This is a genomic window from Phytomonospora sp. NPDC050363 (assembly GCF_040655735.1).
In the GTDB taxonomy this organism is placed as follows: domain Bacteria; phylum Actinomycetota; class Actinomycetes; order Mycobacteriales; family Micromonosporaceae; genus Phytomonospora.
The window spans coordinates 472,697-491,751 of record NZ_JBFAKK010000003.1 but is presented as its reverse complement, the minus strand read 5'-3'; the positions used below and the strand labels follow the sequence as shown (position 1 = coordinate 491,751).

Below are 19,055 nucleotides of genomic sequence, written 5' to 3'. Positions count from 1 at the left end.
CGTCAGGCGGTCAGGATGCCCTTGGGGTAGCCGCAGCCCAGCGTCATGGCGGTGTCGATGTCCTCGGCGGTGGCGTAGCCGGAGTCGATCATCTGGCGGGCGTCGGCGCGGTGCGGCGCGAGCAGCGTCGCGGCGATCCGCGCGGCGCGGTCCTCGTCGAGTTCGGCGGGCACGACGGGGGAACCGTGCTCGTAGAACCCGCGGCCGGTCTTGCGGCCGAGGTGGCCTTCGGCGGCCAGCGAGCGCAGCGACTTCGCCGCCGCGTAGCGCTCGAGTTGGCCGTCGCGGGTGTAGATGGTGTCGAGGATCTGCACGGACGTGTCGAGGCCGATGACGTCGAGGAGCATGATCGGGCCCATCGGGAAACCCGCCGACCGCATGGCGGCGTCGATCTCGGGTCCGGTGGCCTCACCGTCGTCGACCATGGCGACGGCCTGGTTGAGGTAGCCGAACAGCAGCCGGTTGACGATGAAGCCGGGCTTGTCGCCGCAGACCACCGGCGTCTTACCGAGGCCGAGGGCGAGCTCGCGGACGAGGTCGACGGTCTGGCTCGAGGTGACCGGGGTGTGGACGACCTCGATGAGCTTCATGACCGGCGCCGGGTTGAAGAAGTGCATCCCGACGACCTGGAGGGGCCGGCCGGTGGTCTCGGCGATCTGGGTGACCGGCAGCGAGCTGGTGTTGGTGGCCAGGATGGTGCGCGGCTCGCAGATCTCGTCGAGGCGGCGGAACAGGTCGTGCTTGATGTCGATGCGCTCGGGCACGGCCTCGACGACGAGGTCGACCTCGGAGAGGGCGGCGAAGTCGGTGGTCAGGGTGATCCGCTCGTGCAGCGCGGCGGCGTCCTCGGTGCTGAGTTTCCCGCGTGAGACGGCCTTGTCGGTCGACTTGCGCAAGTGCTCGGCGCCGCGTTCGCGGGCCGCTTCGTCGACTTCGACGCCGACGACCTGGAACTCGCCCCGGGCGAATACCTCGACGATCCCCGCGCCCATCGTCCCGAGCCCGACGACGCCTACGCGCCGTTTGGAGTTCTCCCGCACCGCAACCTCCTCGTTGTGTGGTCAACCCGGAGTCTGCCAGGTGTCACCGGGGACGTATCCGACGATCCCAACCCGTCGGTAACTTAGGTCTTGAGACTGGCGCCGGACATCCCTAGTCTCGGTACATGAGCAGCGATGGCACCCCCTTGGTCATCGACGATGAACTCGTCTCCCTCTCCCCGGCCGACGGCACGGTCGTGGGCAGGTTCCCGGTCGCCTCGGCCGAGGCCGTCGACAGCGCCGTGGCGACCGCCCGGGTGGCGCAGCAGTGGTGGTGGCGCCTCGGGCACGCCGGCCGCCGGCAGCGGTTGCTGCGGCTGCGCGGGGCGATGTCGGAGCGGATGCCGGAGCTGCTGTCGCTGATGCACTCCGAGACGGGCAAGACCCTCAGCGACGCTCGCACGGAGGTCGCCACGGCCCTCGAACACCTCAACTGGGCGCCGAAGCACGCCCGGCGGGTCCTGGGCCCGCGCCGGGTGCGCACGAGCCTGGTGCTCGTGGACCATTCGGCGCACCTGGAGTACCGGCCGTACGGCGTGGTCGGTGTGATCGGGCCGTGGAACTACCCGGTGCTCACGCCGCTGGGCTCGATCGTCTACGCGCTGGCGGCGGGAAACGCCGTGGTGTTCAAGCCGAGCGAGTACACACCGGCGGTCGGGCAGTGGCTGGCCGACGTGTTCGCCGGGATCGTCGAGCAGCCGGTGCTCCAGGTCGTGCACGGCTCGGGTGAGACCGGTGCCGCGCTGTGCCGCTCGGGCGTCGACAAGCTCGCGTTCACCGGGTCGACGGCAACCGCGAAGAAGGTCTACGCGGCCTGCGCGGAGAAGATGACGCCGGTCGTACTGGAGTGCGGCGGCAAGGACGCGCTGATCGTCGACCACGACGCCGACGTGGACGCCGCCGCCGACGCGGCGCTGTGGGGCGGGCTTTTCAACGCGGGGCAGACCTGCATCGGCATCGAGCGCGTGTACGTCGTGGAGTCGGTCGCCGAGCGTTTCCTGGCGCGGCTGACCGCCGGGGCGCGCGAGCTGCGCGTCGGCGAGGGGCCCGAGGACCAGGTCGGGCCGATCACCATGCCCCGCCAGATCGACGTGATCGCCGGCCACATCGCCGACGCCGCCGAGCGCGGCGGGGTCTTCGCCGTCGGCGGACCGGAGTCGGTCCAGCCGCCCTACGTGCACCCCACGATCATCGTCGACGTGCCCGAGGACGCCCGCGCCATGCGCGAGGAGACCTTCGGGCCGGTCCTCATCGTCAACCGCGTCCCCAACGCCGACGAGGGCCTCGCCAGGGCCAACGCGCTCCCCTACGGCCTGGGCGGCGCGGTCTTCGCTCGCGCGGCGGGCATGCGGCTGGCGCGCGGGATGAAGTCGGGCATGACGGCGGTCAACTCGACGCTGGCCTTCGCGGGCATGCCGCGACTGCCCTTCGGCGGAGTCGGCGAGTCCGGTTTCGGGCGCATCCACGGCGAGGACGGACTGCGCGAGTTCGCCTACGCGAAGTCGATCGCCAGGCGGCGGGTCCGGCAGCTCTTCCCGCTGCTGTCCTTCGCCCGCGCCGAGAAGCACAACAAACTCATCGATCGCCTGATGCGCATCCGCCACCGTTGAGGCGATTGCTCGTCCGTCGTCCCCTAACGACAATCGTTGACGTGGTCACCATCCGGTGACCAGCGGGGAGGCGTACGACATGCGCTCCAACTCGTCCCGCTCGCTCGCGGTATCGTCCGCGGCGGCTTTCCTGTCCGCCGGTTTCGTCGACTTCACCCCGGGCTGGGCGCCCTACAACTACCCGCTGCTCGGTCTCATCGACCGCGGCCGAGCCGCGCACTTCCTGCTCTCCCTGACGATCCCGCTGCTGATCGCCGCGCTCGCCGCCGTCGTCTCGGTGGCCTCGAACTCGCGGCGTCCCGCCCGCTTCGGCGCCTATGTCGCCGCCGTCGTGGTGCTGTACTGGTTCGTCCTCAGCCCCATTCAGCACGGGGCCTTCACCGTCGACTTCGGCATCGGAGTCTGGCTCGCGCTGGGGGGCTCGGCGCTGCTGGGACTGTCGTCGATCCTGCCCGACAGCCAGGAGAACATGGGCGCTCAGGCGCGCCTGAGCCAGAAGGACCGGGCCATGGTCGCCAGTGTGAGCGAGGCTCGCAACAGGGCCGCCCGCAGCTCGGTCGCCTGGATGCTCCAGCAGATGTCCGACCCCAGCAGGCGCTGATCTTCACAGGCCGGACGCGGCCGGGTCGCCGCGTCCGGCTAAAAGTGTCCGCCGATCTTCCTATAGTCGTCATATGGGGGAAAACACGGGCATCACGACCGAAGAGCTGAAAACCGTTCAGAAGCGCACGCGGAAGAAGGCGGCGGCGCCTCGCGCGTCGGCACCGCCGACGGCCGCCGGGGAGGAGACCTTCGGCATCCGCCTGCGCAGGCTGCGCACCGAGGCGGGGCTGTCGATCGCCGAGTTCGCGCTGCGCACGAACTACTCGAAGGGCTACATCAGCAAGATCGAGACCGGCGCGAAGCCGCCGAACGGCGATCTCGCGCGGTGCTGCGACGAGGCGCTCAACGCTTCGGGGACACTGCTGGCGCTGATGCCCGAGGAGGCCGAGGGGCCGGCGCGGGCCGTCGCCGAGGTCGCGGCGGAGATGTCGGCGACGGCGGTGGAGGACGTGCCGCCACCGCCGTCGGAGGAACAGGCTCCCGTGGCGGCGGAGGTCGAGAAGGCCCCGGTCGCGGAGGCCCCGGTCGCGGAGGCCCCGGTCGCGGAGATCCCGGTCGCGGAGATCCCGGCGCAGGCGGCGCGGCCGGGCTGGCCTGCCGAGCCGCCGTCGGTCCTCGCCGAGGAGAAGCCGCCCGAGACCCCGGAGCCGGGCGCGCCCACGCCGCCGCCCCTGACCTTCACCGGCCCCAACGGCACACGCGCGGAGGCCACCACCGACCCCTTCGCGCCGTACGCCGCGCTGCGCGCGGAGGACGCGGCCGCCGGGGAGGTCGCGGCGCCCGCCGAGACGGCGCCGGCCGTCGCCGAGGCTCCCAAGCCGAAACGCGTCCTCATGCTCGTCGGGCTGGCGCTACTGCTGGTCGCGGCCGTCGTGGGGGCCGTGCTGCTGGTCGCGGCCGTCGACGACCCCGCGCCAACGCAGGGCCGTGTGCTCGGCTCGCTCACGGCTCAGCGGAGTCCCGTCTGACAGGGCCCCGTGGGCGTGCGCGGGAATCCCCGCACGCCCCGGGTCCGCGAAACGCCCGCACCGGTCACCCGGCCGGGTCACGATCTGTTCCGGCAGTCGCCAGTACCAGCCACGGAGGAACCATGCGCCGCACCATATTGCCCCTCGCCACCTTCGCCGCCCTCGTGCCCGCCACCGAGTGCTCGTGATGAGGACTTTCGCCGCCGCGGCCGCCGCCGCCCTGGTCGCGGCCCTCCTCCCGACGTCGGCGGCCTCGCCCGCAGGCGTCCCCAACAGCCCGCAGCCCGCCTGCCTGAGCGAGTACCTGGCGCACGTCGCCCTGCACGCGCCTGACGGCACCCGCATGGGCGAACTGAGTGTGTTCGGCGACTCCGCCACGGGCACCAAGTGCGCCGTCACCGCCGCCGGTCGAGCACCAGCCGACGTCCACGTCTCCCTGACCATCTGCGAGGAGACGAGCCCCGGCCCCACCTGCACCAGACAGGAGATCTACGAAGCCGCCCGATACGACCATTGGGCGCAGACGCTGCCGCTGCATGCCCGGGGCCACTGCCTACAGGCCACCGGGACGATCCGCAGAGACGGCGTCACGGCGACCGGATCGACCTCGCCGGCCGCCACCGTGTGCGTCTAGAAGAGCGTCAGTTCGTTCTTCTCGATGCCGCGCAACGCGTCGTAGTCGACCGTCACACACCGGATACCGCGATCCTCGGCCAGGACCCGTGCCTGCGGCTTGATCATCTGAGCCGCGAACACCCCCTGCACGGGCGCCAGCAGAGGGTCGCGGTTGAGGAGTTCGAGATAGCGGGTCAACTGCTCCACGCCGTCGATCTCACCCCGCCGCTTCACCTCGATCGCCACACTGCCGCCCTCGCCGTTGCGGCACATGAGGTCGACCGGCCCGATCGCCGTCGGGAACTCCCGCCGCACCAAGGTGTAGCCGTCGCCGAGAACACCGGGCTGGTCGGCCAGAAGTTCCTGCAAGTGCGCCTCCACCCCATCCTTGCGAAGGCCGGGGTCCACACCGAGTTCGTGCGACGAGTCGTGGAGGATCTCCTCGATCGTGATGATCAGCTGCTCCCCCGCCTTGTTCGTGACGGTCCACTTCCCCTCGGCCTGCTGGATCGTGCAAGGCGGAGTCATCCAGTTCAAGGGCTTGTAGGAGCCGCCGTCGGCATGCACGAGGATCGAGCCGTCGGCCTTCAAAAGTAGCAAACGCGGTGCTAGAGGCAGGTGTGCCGTCAGGCGGCCGACGTAGTCCACCGTGCAGCGGGCGATGACGATGCGCATGAAGGGAGGGTACAGGCGCAGCTTGTCCGGTTTGGCGCCGGAAGCTGACCGCCCCACACGGGTTCAATTTCAGAGTCACGGCGCCTCCAGGCCGAGCATCCCGACCATCCCGCACATGACCGGGAGTTGATCCGGTTGCGCATCGGGCGCATCAAGCGCCGTGGTGGCGGCAGACCCGACCTTAACGGCGAACGCGGGATCGGCCGAAATCTTGAAAGTGCCGGTGCGGTGCGGTTTCAGTCCTTCGGCGCGCCAACGCGGGTGATGTAGTGCCACGACACGTCGATGCCCTCCTCACGGCGCAACCAATCGGCAAGGACCCGGCTCGACCAGTGCGTCAACCCCGTCAAGACCGGCGCGAGGCCCGGGTGATCGCCACGATCCGCGACCGACCCGCCGCCGTGACTGCACCCTCCCCGCACCGGGTTTACGCCCGATCAACCCCGCGGCGCCCTCGCAGACGAAACGCGCCTTCCAGCGATCCACCGTCGGCAACGACACCCCCGCCAAGCCCGCGACATCAACCCGCGTCCGTCCCTGGCCCGGCCACAACACGACCCGGGCACGCGTCGCGACCTTCGCCGACACCACCGGCGAATTAATCAACCCCGACAGCTCTACACGCTGCCCGTCCGAAAGCTCCACAATGAACACAACGACCCATACTATTTCAAGACACTGCAACAGAATCACGAGACACTATTTCCCTGAAAGATCCTCCATCAGAGCCTCGATCCAGACGCGCGAGGACCGATCAAGTTTCGCCAGATTGACTTGGAGCACTGCCGAAACATCGGCATGATCCATTACATATGGATCAAACAACTCACAGAGAGCGTCAAGCTGCTGCTCCCTAACGCGTTCGGACGGTTCTGTCGCCGCGAGGCGCGACAGCATTCGCACCAGCAAACGACGCTGATTCGGACTATACGAGGATTCCCAGTCACGGACAGTTCCTGCTGAATGCCAGCGCTGGTCCTCATCGGATGAGAACAGGCCACTGATAAGATCGACCAGCGCTCCGTGACTAATTCCAGCCAAGATCTCCCCCTAAAACATCAGTGGCAACTTATACTTACGCATCCAGGTGATATGCGTCGCATTGGCCGCCTTCGGATTGTAGTTCGGACTCTTATTGTTGTGCACTTGCCGGTGATATAGCCTTCCGTTGATATCCTGGTAGCGCGAACCAATTTGAACCCGGTAGGTGATATTCGTCCTTGCGTTTGACCCTTCTGGAGCCTTACCGTCTGGGCCATGGATGCGCAACCTTGATGTCCCCTTTTCGTTCGTCCACTTATACTCGACTCCGTATTGTGCGCCACCATTTGGATCTGGAGTAAGGGGACGCATAGATGCATCATCCGGGACAATACTCATCGGATCTTTCCCATTTAGATCATACCCACAGTCCTCGTTTTCATTAGTATTATGAACAAGGACACCAGTCCCCTTAAAGTCCACATAATACGTATGGATGTCCGCGACAGAGAGATTGTATACGGCCGCTTCGGTTTTGTAGGAGAGGGTTTGGGTGACAAAACCAGGGACACCGGTCGACGTCTGGATTTGATCACCAAACTGAAGGTGATCAGCCGTAACCCAGGAGCGAACGTTCTCAGCCCAGATTGGGTGCCCGCCAGTGGCTATGACTGCTGCATCAGATTCTCCATCACCGTTCGTGTCAACGCTGATTTCGACAAGTTCCTTGGTTCCCTCGCCTGTGATCAGTGCCGTGACGGGGCGTGCACCGGTTCTGCCGGTTTCCGGCTCGGTGGCCAAGACTTGGTCATCAGGCTCAACCTCCTCGATGGGCTTCCGGGTGCCGTCAGCCATGAGGACTTCGGTACCGGGTACGAAGCTGTTGCAGCCCCCGGGCTTGTCGGGATCTTTGCCGCTTCCGGGGCCGTTCTTTCCTTTGCCTCCGGGGAGCATCCCGAGGACGCCGGTTCCACAACTCATGACGTCGCCGCCGGTGCAGGCCGAGACTGCGTCAACCGCGCCGGTGACCGTGTCGTAAGCATCAACGACGGTCCGGACGCCGGGGATCATGCTCGCGACGCCCATGGCACAGCCCGCGGCATCACCGCCGATGCAGGATTTTGCGGTGTCGATCGCGCCGGCAACAGCCGCGACGGCTCCTGCTGCGGCAGCGACGATCTGGGCGGGTGGGGGCAGGAAGGTCGCTACGGTCGCGACGACCCCGGCAACCGCGGCGATAGTGCCGGCGTTGTCCACGACAGTCTGGGCGGCGCTGGCGACGGCGTTGCCGACCGAGGAGGCTGCTTTGGCGATCGCGCCCCAGAACAGACCCTCCGGGTCGCTGAAGGTGACGGGGTTGTTGTTCGCGTATGCGTAGGGGTGCATGCGCTGCGGGTCGTACTGGTCGGTCTTGGGATCGACCGAGATGAACGCGCCTAGATTCTCGTCGTAGAACCGAGCGCCCAGCAGCGTAAACCCGCCTGGGTCGTCGATGCCGCCGACGAAGCCGCGTTGGCCACCGCCCCATGTGCCACCGGTGGTGCCGCGGATAGCGCCGTAGGGGTCGGTGTAGCGGATCGACTCGACCATGGTGGTGCCGTTGATCTGCCAGGAGGCGGTGCCGTTGTGGTCGGCGCCTTGCCAGATGGTGTCGTCGATCGTGGCGCCGGTGCTCATGGTGCGGGAGGCGACGATGTCGCCGTTGTGCTCGTAGTACCTGGTTCCGGTGAGTTTGCTCGTGGCTTTGGTGAAGGTCACCTCCTGCCCGGCCACGAACAGGGAGGCGTCGCCATTGGCGTCGATGCGTGCGATCCGGTTCCCGTCGGCGTCGTACACCATTTTCGTGGTGCCCTCGTCGGAGATGATCGAGGCGAGTTTGCCGTGCGGGGTCCAGGTGAGGTTCTCCGCGCGGTCGGCGACCATGCGGTAGGAGAGGTTGCCGGTGTCATCCCAGTCGTAATGGTCGACAGCCGAGCCGGTCACGACCCGTGTAACGGCGTGGGACTGGTGCGCGGCGTTCGGGTTGGCCGGGTCGAAGTTGTCGTACTCGTAGTCAGTGGTGCGGTTGAGATGTTTGTCGACGGTCTGTGCGCGGGACCCGGAGTCGTCGTGGGCGTAGGTCTTCCAGTACTTGGCGGGTCCGCCCAGCGCTGTGAGGCTGGGATCGCCGCAAGTGCCCTCACCTTGTGCCCAGGCTTGGTTCAGGCGGCGCAGGAAGTCGTAGTCGAAGCATTGGACGTCGCTGGTGCCAGGTCGAACCGCGCCGTCGTTGTCGGTGGGGGCGTTCGCGACAGATCGGACGTTGCCGGCCTGGTCGTAGGTGTAGCGCACCGAGGCGATGTTGGTGACCGTACCGGTGCGCGCGATCTCGAACTTGGCCAGGCGGCGGGTGGCCGCCTCGTACTGGCGGCCTTCCCAGACCCGATTGCCTGTCGCCGGTCCAAGGGTGCGCGATTGGAGCTCACCATAGGGGGTGTAGGCGGCGGTGCTGACGTATTTGCGGCTCTTCACGCCGTCGGAGTCGTTGCCGGTGACGGTAAGTCCGTTACCGAGGTCGTCGTAGCCAACGACGACGTTTTCTGCTTTCAGGCCTCCGAGAGCACCGTAGAAGGTGGACTTCAGTGAACCGTCGACGGAGAACGAACGCATGACCCGGTACGAGCCGGACAGTGCTTCCAGCCCTGGTACCGACGGGATGATCGAGGTCTCGTCGAGGACGTCGTAGGCGTCGCTGTAGCGGGTGACCTTGTGAGTGAACGCCTTGGCGGGGTCACCGTTGAGGTAGGTGCTCGATTCGGCGAGGTGGCCTTTGGCGACGGTGTCGTACATCGTCTTGGCGACCAGGGTGCGGCCGGTCTCGACACCGTTGACGTCCTTGGCGAAGTATCGCTCTTTCTGGCGACCCAACTCGTCATAGACGGTTTCGACGATGTTGTCGTTGGCGTCTTTGGACCAGGTGACATCGCCGGCGTTGTTGTACCGCGTCGTGGCGACGCCCTTGTCGGGGTCGTCGACCTTCGTGGAGCGGCCGCGCAGGTCGTACTCGTAGAGCCACTCTCGACCCATGGCGTCGGTGACCGTGGTGAGGTTACCGGCGACGTCGTATTCGTAGCTGGTGGAGACGTGGTCGGTGAGCGTCTGGTCGGTGTACTGACGGATCTCGGTGACGTTGTCGTGAACGTCGCTGACGGTGGCTTGGATCGTGCCGCCCTGGGGCGGGCTGGTCAGGACCTGCCATCCGGTTGTGTTGCCGCCGTAGACGGTGCCGCCGGTGAAGAGGACCTCGTTGCCGTCGTATGTGGTCTCAGTGCCGATCCGTCCGAGGGCGTCGTAGGTCTTCTCCAGGCGCGTCCGGTCGGCGCCCGGTGTGATCAGCACGGGCTCGGTGCTGGGTACGCCGGTGGCGTGGTTGGGGCCCGACTCCACGATGGCCTGGCCGCGATCATCGTAGGCCGTGGTGGTGACCAGGCGTTCACCTGCGATGGTGTCCTCCTGGGTTTGGACACTGCGGTACAGGCTGTCGAACAGGCCGATCTCGGTGATGTACTTCCCATTCGGGCCGAGCCGTTTCGACGTCACCGCCAGCGGCCCGTCGTTGCGGATCAGGTACGAGAACTCCAGGTTCGGTGTCTGCGTCGCCTTGGCGCGGCCTGGCAGCCAGACTTTGGTGAGTCGGCCGAGTGCGTCCTGTTCGAGATCGGTGCGCTTGCTGTTGGCGTCGATGATCGCGGTGGGTTCGGCCCAGGCCGGGTTCTGCAAGGTGCGGGTGACATGTCCCAAGACGTTGGTGACAAGGGTTTCGGTGACCGGCCCTGCTCCGACAGGCGTGTACGCGGTTGTCGTGGTCGATCCGTAGGCGTCGGTCGTGGTGAGGACGCGTCCGAGCTTGTCGTAGGTCTTCTGCTCGCCGGTCGCGTAGACGGCGGCGCCGTTCTCCCACTTGTCGAGGGTGTCGGTGCGGGTCGCCATGCCCTTTGAGGGGGTCGCGGTGTAGCTGGTTGCGCCGTCGTAGAAGGTCAGTTCATCACTGATGAGATCGGCAGGCCGAGTAACCGGATCCTTGCACTTCTTCCCGACGGTCTCGACTCTCGCGGTCAGACCTCGCAACCACTTCGTGTCATTGGAGACATAGGTCGTCGTCGAGCATGTCTCGTCACCGGCCTTGGAGACATCTCCCAGCTCAGACACGGTGACAGGTAGACCGGTGGCGTTGTCATAGGTGGTCGCCGACTCGGTTCGTGCCCAGGTCTTCGTACCGGTCACCGAGTCGGTGGCCAGCCACGATCGGGATTTCGCGACTTCAGGACCGGCGAAGTACGCACGGTCGGTGCCACCAGCATGGGTGCGCGAGGCCGTCTCGTGCGTCCAGTAGTCGGTGACCGTGGACTGCTCGATGACCGCTCCATTGAGGACCGATTCCTCAAGCATCATCCCGGAGAGAGCCTCGTGGTCCTCGTGCTTGACGCCTTCAGAGTCGGTGACCCACACGTCGCGACGCGTACTGTCGGGGAGCTTTTCGCCGTCGAAGCCTCGGTAGAACCGCTTCTGCGTTGTCAGCGGCGGGGCATAGGTCGCGTCGCCGACGGTCGTGGTCGCCAGAGCGTAACCACGCCAGATCCCGTAGGTGCGGTGCTTCTTCTTGGTGAACTCTGACGTGTCGTATCCCCACAGGGTTCCGGTGTTCTTGTCCCCGCCATCCACCGTGGAGTAGTCGTACTTGGTGCTGACGGTCGGTTGTCCTCCGGTGTGGTCGATCTCGGTGACCTCGGTGACCACGTACTTGTGGAACCAGTCGCGGACCGGGTCGGGAGCTCCCTCGGGAGTCCAGTAGACGGGGTAGCAGCGCTTGCTGTTGTCCTCGACCTTGGCGGGCAGGTTGCCATACCCGCAGTCCATCGCGGAGTACGAAACGTGGATGTCAGCGCCGGCCTCGGTGCGAATCGTGTCGATTCGCCACCGAGAGAACAACGGGGCACCAGGAGCCGTGTTGGCATTGTTGGCCAACTCGATGCCGGTGAACACGATCGGCGGCTCGATGACGTCGGTCCCGATGTAGCCGGTGTGCTGAAGCTGCTTGAGCCAGAGCGAGGCCGAGGACTCCCGTGTAGCGGCCTTGAACTCGTGTGTGAACGCCCAGGACTCGACGTCGTCGTAGCTCGTACCGTTGAAGATCTGGGTGCGAATCTTCGTCAGCCGCTTGCTGTTGAAGAAGACCGGTGACAGCTCCTCGGTGCACGGTTCCTCCCAGCAGTAGGAATCCCATGGCACGTCCGGCCAGTTCTTCGTGACCGCCTTGCCGTCGGTCCAGCAGTCGTCGACGAGGCAGCGGTCGGCTGTGTCGAAGACGACCTTCGCGGTGGCCTTCGTGTCCGGCTCCGAAGAGTGCAACCCATAGGAGATGCTTTGCAGCCGCCCGCCACGGATGTAGGAGACGCGGGTGTCCTTGTCCGCCGCGGCACCGTAGTAGCCGGTCTCGGTGGCGTAGTCGAAGGTGACGGTGTTGCCATTGATGTCGATGGCCTTGTCCAGAAGCCAACGGTAGGCCTGCTTGCAGGAGGAGTCCTTGAACTCCGTTACGTGGCAGTCTTCCCCAGGGTGGTTACCGAAGACCGGAACCGTCCAGCGGGACGACGCGTCGGCGACGTCGGAGGCAAAGAAGAACCTCGTCCCGTCCGGGGTGGTCACCACCCAGCGCTCGGTGGTTGAGGCGTCCGTGGTGGCAGGTGAACCGAGCAGCTGGACTTTCCAGTTCGCGTCGGCCTGAAGGTGCCAGCCCGTGCCGTCGTCGTCTTGGATGAGGGATCCGTTGCTGCCGTTAAGGGAGACGGTGATGTTCTCCGACTCACCGCTCCAGCACTGGTCGCCGCTGTCCTTGTCCTTGTTGTTCGGGTCCTTGCCGTCGACGGCCTTCTTGTCGTCGGCGCAGGAGACGTAGCTGCGCTCGATGAAGTTCAGCGGGATGTCCCAGCCGTCACCGGCCCAGGATGCCTGGTTGTTCGCCCCAGCCATGCGACCGTCGACGCTCTGCGACGAGTACGACAACGCGAGCTCGGGCACCGGCCCTTCGGCGGGAGGCAGCTTGACCGGGATGCTGTAGGAGAAACCTCCCGACCCGTCGCCGGCCGTCCAGGAACCTGAGGCTTGCAGGTCGGTGGCCTTGTAGTCGCCGGTCTCCGATGACTCCTCAGCGGTGATCGCCAGGACCATCGGCTCGGCGGCGCCGGCCGAAATGGCGCCGGCTCGGAGGTCGTTGTCGGACTCGACACGCTCGCCGATGCGACAGGTATCGACCGACGGGGTGCTCGCCGCGCAAGCCGGGAAGCGGGTTAGGGAGAGACGCCGCTGCCAGTCTCCGCCATAGAGGTTACGAAACGCGTCGTAGGTGAGGCTCGCGCCGAAGTCACCGGCAGTCTCGGGTTCAACGAGCACGGCCGGTCCACTGGCACCGAGCGTCTGCGACACGTCCTTCCCGAGGAGCTCGACCGCCACCGAGCCCGCACCGGTGCCCGTGATCGACACTGGCAGGTCACCGGCCATCCCAGCCGCACCAACGGCGAGGGTGACCCGACCGGGTGCGGGCCACGCGTCGCTTCCCGGCTGCCAGACGCCACCATCGTTGGGCAGCGCAGGCACGTCGATCACCGCATCGGGATATTCGTGTGCCTCGTAGCCGGGCAGGTCACCTTCGGGGTCGTTGAGGACCACAACTTGGATGGCGGCCAAGGTGGACGCAACGAGGGCGGCCACCGTCAGGTACCCGACGGGTCGGCTCAGCCACGAACGGAGGCGGGCGGGGCGAGAACGGCGGGGCATCAGCGTCGTTCCTTCACGTCGTGGGCGGGCATTCATGGGCGTTGGTTGCCGAGTTCGCTGATGCGGTTGGGGTCGACCAGCGAGGTCCACACACGAACCTCATCGACAGCGCCACCGAGTGGGCTGATCGGGGCTCCGGAACCGTCTAGACCGGAGCACCCGACATGGGTGGGACCAGACGCGTTCCATGACGTCGTGGGTGCTTCCGCGGAGCCGACGGCATCGCCGTTGACATAGATCGTGATCGTGCGAGTTGCCGCATTGAACGCACCGGCGAGGTGCGTCCAGGTCTGGGCTGCGGGAGCGGTCTCAGGTGCGCTGGTCGGTGCCGTTGCGTGCGACCATGTGGCCGTCGCCGAGTCACCAGCGGAAACCCCAAAGCTCCACGCCCCGTCGTGCAGCCCGAGGGTAAAGGCCGATCCACTGGCGCCGACCTGGGCGACGGCTGTGTGGTCTCCCGTCACGCCATCGAGATTCACCCAGGTGGCGATGGTGAATGACGAGTCCGTCCGCACGACCGGGCCCGTCGAGTTTGCGCACGCGTTGGCCGACAAATCCAGGGCAAGTGCGAACTCTGGGTAGCCGAAGCGGTCGTCGGTCCAGGTGTAGGAACCCGTCACCGTCAGATTGCGCCCATTTCCCGAACTATCGGCCAACCCGTCCGGTCCCGACGGGTCGAACGTGCCGCCGTTGAGCATCCAGATCGCCTCGTCGCGTACGGCGGCCACGCCTCCGTGGACGTCAGCGATCTGCGCCGTCGACAACTTTCCGCGCCAGATCTCTACGTCCGACATCGCACCGGTGAAGGGCATCGTGGTCGAGCCACCGCTGAGACGCTGACATCCGAGTTGCACCGGTGCAGCAGCGTTCCAGCTCGTACTCGGCGCCGCCGCCGTTGCCTGCAGGGCACCGTCGACCCACAACGCGAGTTCGCGTGCGCTGGCATCGAAGGTGGCCAGTACATGCTGCCACTCACCTGTCTTCGCGGGGGTCAGGGAGGCGAGGCTGACCGATGTGGCGCCGCTGGTGTCGGCGGACGTACTGGTGAGCCGCCAGTTCCCGTCGGCGCCTCGCTGAACCGCGAACGCCGATTGGATTCCGCCGCTCTGCGACACGACCGTCGCGGCACCTGTCGGGGCGCTGGCATCGACCTTGGCCCACAGCGAAACGGTGAACGACTCATCGGTTCGCAGCACAGCCGAGGATGGGGCCAGGCAGGCCGAACCATCGAACACCACTGCGGAATCGGTGCGCGAGAACTGGTCGTGCGTCCATGCCGCGGTCTCGGGGATGGCCAAGTCGTTCCCGCGGCCAGAAGAGTCCACTCCGGACTTTTCGAGCTGCCAATCGGCGACAGCTGCTGCGGGTAGTTCGGACATCGCGCGCCGAATCTCGTCCTGCGTCAACGTGCCCTGCCACACTCCGACGTGATCAACGGCGCCGGCCATCTGGTTCCAGACCGTGGAAGCTCCACCGACACAGCCGATGAGGAAGTCGTTTCCCGCGTTCCACAAGCTGAAGGTGAAGGTCTTCTCGGCCACGACGACGCCGTCGAGGTACATCTTCATCGACTTGGCCACCGGGTCAACAGTGGCGGCGATGTGGTGCCACTCCCCGACTCCGACCGCAACCGACGAAGTGAGCGACTCGAACTCGGTGGTCCCGTTGTCAGTCTGCGCGAGGCTGAATCGCCAGCGGTCGGCGTTCGCGGTGTCGGTGTGGTGAAGACTGAACGCCCCACGTTCGACGCCGGACTGGCTGACGAGCGTGTGGTAGCTGTTCTTGTTGGCTACCCGGGCCCAGCCCGCCACCGAATAGGCGGCGTCAGTGCGGACGATCGCGCTCGATCGCGCACATCCGGTCCCGTCGAGACCGATCGCGGCACTGCCATGGCCTGCGCGGTCTGCCGTCCACGTCGTCCCTGTCGCATCCGCGACGAGGTCATTGCGATTGCCCGAATCATCGAGCAGGTCACCGCTGAACCGCCACGCACCGGCTGGTTCCGCGGCGATGATCTCACCGAGCATGAAGTCGTAGGTCACCCGTGCCGAGTAGTTGCCGGCCTTGTCGACGGCCCAGATGTAGACCACCGACCAGCCGGTCTGCGGCGTGAACGTGATCGACACCGCAGAACTCACCGCGGCCACGCTCGTGCGCGCGACCTCCTCGTTCACTCCATACGCGAAGCTCGCCACACCCGAGGCGGCGTCGGTGGATCCAAGGGTCAACGACACCGGTTCTCCCCCTACCGGTGGTCCTGAGGTCCGTTGCACCGTCGGCTGGGTCGGCCGCACCGAGTCGAGCTTGAAGTAACAGGGTTTCGTCCAACTGGTGCTCTGTGCGTTGTCGGACGCCCGAGCACGCCAGCTGTACGACCCGTCGGTCAGGACAGGCGTCTTCCAGTTCACGGCCGTGTTCGACGTCGCGGAGATCACCTTGACTGCAGGCGACGTCGGCCCGTCCAGATCGAACTCGACCTTGAGGTTGTCCGGGTCAGTGCCCTTGCCGACCAGGGTCGGTGTGCGGTTGTTGATCCATGGGCCCGGCGAGGTCGACGCCGGCCCGGCGGTCGTGCCCGATGGTGGGCCGGTGATCCCCATCTGGCACTTGCCGCCCGGGACCGACTCGATGGCCACCGGGTTCGACGGCCGGTTCTCGTACGTGGCCTTCAAGGTGACGTCCGAGGGCTTCAACTTCGCCCACTGTTTGTCCGACTCGCTGGGTACACGGAAGCCGAACGTGATCCAGCTGTAGTTGGAGTCGGCGTGCCGCTGGACATGCGTCTTGATGCCCGACGCGGTATACAACACCGAGTGGTTCGACTCTTGCGGATCGGTACAGGCGTCGTTGGCTTTGAATGCCTTGGTCTGAAGCGGATCGCCGTGCAGCCAAGACTCCTTCATCCCGTTCCAAGTGGTCGTGCTGTTGTCGATGCTGGAGGTTTGCCAGATCTCCACGTTCTGGCCCCCACACCAACCGGAGTGGGTGGCATAGACATCGACCACAGGTGTACCTGTGATGCGCTTTCCTTTGAGCGAGGTCACATCGAACTGGAAGTGCGCTCGCCAGATGCTTCCCGGCGAATCCCAGTCCGATCCGATCCGAGCGGTTTCACGCGGGAACGCCGAACCCGACGTCCACGACGTGTTCGGTTGGTTGTCGTTAACCGGGATCCACTTCATCGGGGACTTCTCGTACGTCGGATCGATGTAGACCGGGAAAACGCCGCTGTCCAGGACACCGGGTTCCGGGACGATCGTCAACGATTCCTCCGAGAGCACAACGTCCGCAGGCGCGACCGTCGCCGCGTCCCCCGGGCCTGAGGGCGACGACTCGCTCTCCAGGGCGGATGTGCCCGGCTCCTCGGTCGCCAGTCCACGCGTCTGCGGCGCAGAATCCCCAAGGTTCGAGTCCCACACATGCGCGCTCGGTGCAGACGCGAGGACACCCTCCGGACCATCGATCACCAGCCCGTTACCGAACTCACGCAACGTCGCTGACCCGCCGATGCGGTAATCGACCTCCCTCACGGCCGGGTTGGCCGCAGCGTCGGGAGTCTTCACCACGAGCACGTGTGAAAACCCGGTCGCCGTCGCACGGGCCACCAAGTCGACACCGGGCAACACCTCGGGATACGTCACCGAATCACCCGAGGCCACACCCTGCGGCAGTGCGGTCGGCCAGCTGAGCGAGAAGTCTGCACCCGAGCCGCGCATCACCGCGAACGTAGCCGCGCCTCCAGCCGAGAACTCGACATCAGCGGTGGAGACCGCAGGCCGAAATTTGCCGTCCGAGCCCTGCACCAACGTCGTGTCGATCGGCCGCCACGCGTCGTCCTTCTCTGCACGACTCACGTCGCCCGTCGATGACATGCTGAACGAACCATCCGGCTCCGCCATCACTTTGGTCGACTCAGTCGCCAGGTCCAAGACCTCGACGGAGAAGCCGCAGACTGCGGCAAGGGCTTGCGCCCCACGCTCCGACTTCGCCGATGGGAACTCAGCAGTCAGTACGGGCTCGGGGCAGGCCGGATCAGCGGCACTCGCCTGCTCGACCGGTCCCACCACCACAGCGATGGCTGCTACGACGGCAAGGGCAGGCAAAAGGGCAGCGCGCATGGGCATGCGGGCACGAAAGATCACGTGGGCTCCGTGGTCTAGGGCGTGGGCAAGGGCAGAGCATGGGCAAGGGCAGAGAGTTAGGGCGGACCGAAACTTAGCAACGAAGAGCGACGTTGACAAGACCCCAAGGCAGCGGAAGACAACCGCACTGTCCATAGTGGCTTGTAACCGCAGGCAAGTCGGCTGATCGACGGCTCCGGGCAGAGAAGCGCTCTCAGTTCGAAACGGCCCGTCGCTCGCCGCGACGGACCCTTCATTGACCTGACGACGGACTCGTTGGCTGGCCGCAGTGGAAGGCAAGCCTGGACGAGCATGCGCAGGTCAAGACTCGAGGCTCTTAAGGGCCGTGTGTGGTGAAGGTTCAAAGACCCTTCGATCCCAAGATTCCTCACCGAGCGAATCGGACGTTTGGCCCGAAACCTACCCGTCGGCCTTGAGCATCAGCAGCCGCGGCGCGAGTGGCAGGTGTGCGGTGAGACGGCCGACGTAGTCGACGGAGCAGCGGGCCACGACAAGACGCATGGTGATGAGGGTACAAAGCCAGCAAGCGGCGCAGATCGCTGCACCCCGGCGCGCGATATGACCGCTTGGGAGAGTGCGAGACACCCGCAGCTCGGGCAGGGCGCGGAGCACCGCCTTCGAGGGCCGAGCGCCACCCGACGTACTCCGCCCTCAGGAGGCCGCGCCCCTCGATGAGCGCGGCCGTCGCGGTGGTCGGAGATCAGAAGCAGTTGGGCGCCGACCATTGGTGGTACGAGCCGATGTCGACGTGGACGTGGTCGCCGTGTCCGGAGTAGCCGGGTCCGAGGATCACGTTGAAGCCGTGGTTGCGGGCCTGTTTGGCCAGTGTGCACAGCGAGTGGCTGCCGGTCAGATCGGCGGCCCGGCCGTACATGTGCTGACTGTCGGGGGCGCCGTCGACGGCGTCATTGCACGCTTCGCTCCGGAATCCACTGGAGACCGTGATCGGCTCGTCACCCAAGGCGTGGCGCAACGCCTCCAGCCTCCACATGACACGCCTGGCGTTGATCTTCGCGGCTTCCGCGCTCACCTTGCCTCCGCCGTAGGTGCTGTTGCACTTGTTCAGCTCGGCGTAGGTGAAGTGAATCGGGGTGTTGTCGGCACTCTGGATCGCATAGATCTTCTCGAAAGTCCTCGAGCCGGCGATTCCGGTTCGACTGAGTCCATAGGCTCCCTGAAAGCGTGAGACAGCGGCCTCGGTGGCGGGGCCGAAGTCACCGTCGATGGCCAGGACATTGTCGTAACCCGGCCAGCCGGCGACCCGGACCTGTAATTGCGCGACGTCGTCGCCCCGCATTCCCTTCTCCAGGGTGCGACCCCAGCTGTACTCGGCGTGCGCGGTTCCACCGGTGAGGGCCACGGTGGCGGCGGTAGTGGGAATGGCCACGGCAGCGGCGAGCATCGCTCGCCGGGATAAATTGGGCATGGTTCTCCTCCGGACTGAGTAGATCGGTGGTGGTAAGTGATCGATGACCAGCGCCATCACATGCAGGAATTACAGCAGTGACGCGAGGTCCGCTCAAGGCGATCCACCGGCAGGTCACCGGCAGGAATCGCGCCGCATCGCGATCCCGCGCTCCTCGCGCGGTACTCGACTGCGACGATGTC

Annotated in this window: 11 protein-coding genes and 1 pseudogene; 4 read left to right on the top strand and 8 right to left on the bottom strand. The window is 66.1% G+C overall.

Annotation, left to right across the window (positions count from 1 at the left end):
• Positions 1 to 2: 2 nt before the first annotated feature.
• Positions 3 to 1,040 (bottom strand): 3-hydroxyacyl-CoA dehydrogenase NAD-binding domain-containing protein, encoded by a 1,038-nt coding sequence (locus AB0I28_RS10335; protein WP_357491673.1) that lies wholly within the window; start codon positions 1,038 to 1,040, stop codon positions 3 to 5.
• 125 nt (positions 1,041 to 1,165) lie between these two features.
• On the opposite strand from AB0I28_RS10335, the gene AB0I28_RS10330 reads away from it, so the two are divergent.
• The 4 genes from AB0I28_RS10330 to AB0I28_RS10315 all read left to right on the top strand — a co-directional run bounded on the left by AB0I28_RS10330 (position 1,166) and on the right by AB0I28_RS10315 (position 4,855).
• Positions 1,166 to 2,650: an aldehyde dehydrogenase family protein gene (locus AB0I28_RS10330; protein WP_357491671.1), complete on the top strand. Its 1,485-nt coding sequence runs from the start codon at positions 1,166 to 1,168 to the stop codon at positions 2,648 to 2,650.
• A gap of 79 nt (positions 2,651 to 2,729) precedes the next feature.
• A complete protein-coding gene (locus tag AB0I28_RS10325; RefSeq protein ID WP_357491669.1) occupies positions 2,730 to 3,251 on the top strand; it encodes a hypothetical protein in 522 nt (173 codons plus the stop codon).
• Positions 3,252 to 3,324: 73 nt separating this feature from the next.
• The gene (locus AB0I28_RS10320; protein WP_357491667.1) at positions 3,325 to 4,221 is read left to right on the top strand and encodes a helix-turn-helix transcriptional regulator; all 897 of its coding nucleotides are present in this window, start codon (positions 3,325 to 3,327) and stop codon (positions 4,219 to 4,221) included.
• Positions 4,222 to 4,408: 187 nt separating this feature from the next.
• The gene (locus AB0I28_RS10315; RefSeq protein ID WP_357491666.1) at positions 4,409 to 4,855 is read left to right on the top strand and encodes a hypothetical protein; all 447 of its coding nucleotides are present in this window, start codon (positions 4,409 to 4,411) and stop codon (positions 4,853 to 4,855) included.
• Here the strand turns inward: AB0I28_RS10315 and nucS are convergent.
• The 7 genes and pseudogenes from nucS to AB0I28_RS10280 all read right to left on the bottom strand — a co-directional run bounded on the left by nucS (position 4,852) and on the right by AB0I28_RS10280 (position 18,930).
• Positions 4,852 to 5,511 carry an endonuclease NucS gene (gene nucS / locus AB0I28_RS10310; RefSeq protein ID WP_357491664.1) on the bottom strand — a complete coding sequence of 220 codons (660 nt, stop codon included), beginning with the start codon at positions 5,509 to 5,511 and terminating at the stop codon, positions 4,852 to 4,854. The genes AB0I28_RS10315 and nucS overlap by 4 nt on opposite strands.
• A 75-nt stretch (positions 5,512 to 5,586) precedes the next feature.
• Positions 5,587 to 5,787: a hypothetical protein gene (locus AB0I28_RS10305; RefSeq protein WP_357491662.1), complete on the bottom strand. Its 201-nt coding sequence runs from the start codon at positions 5,785 to 5,787 to the stop codon at positions 5,587 to 5,589.
• Positions 5,788 to 5,805: 18 nt separating this feature from the next.
• Entirely contained in the window at positions 5,806 to 6,099 is a 294-nt protein-coding gene (locus AB0I28_RS10300) for a helix-turn-helix domain-containing protein (protein ID WP_357491982.1), read from the bottom strand.
• A gap of 462 nt (positions 6,100 to 6,561) precedes the next feature.
• Positions 6,562 to 13,239 (bottom strand): polymorphic toxin type 30 domain-containing protein, encoded by a 6,678-nt coding sequence (locus AB0I28_RS10295; RefSeq protein ID WP_357491660.1) that lies wholly within the window; start codon positions 13,237 to 13,239, stop codon positions 6,562 to 6,564.
• A gap of 98 nt (positions 13,240 to 13,337) precedes the next feature.
• The gene (locus AB0I28_RS10290; protein ID WP_357491659.1) at positions 13,338 to 17,447 is read right to left on the bottom strand and encodes a LamG-like jellyroll fold domain-containing protein; all 4,110 of its coding nucleotides are present in this window, start codon (positions 17,445 to 17,447) and stop codon (positions 13,338 to 13,340) included.
• A gap of 402 nt (positions 17,448 to 17,849) precedes the next feature.
• Positions 17,850 to 17,948 (bottom strand): annotated as a pseudogene (locus AB0I28_RS10285) (endonuclease); the annotation flags it as partial.
• Between the two features lie 199 nt (positions 17,949 to 18,147).
• Entirely contained in the window at positions 18,148 to 18,930 is a 783-nt protein-coding gene (locus AB0I28_RS10280) for a D-Ala-D-Ala carboxypeptidase family metallohydrolase (protein ID WP_357491657.1), read from the bottom strand.
• Positions 18,931 to 19,055: the final 125 nt, after the last annotated feature.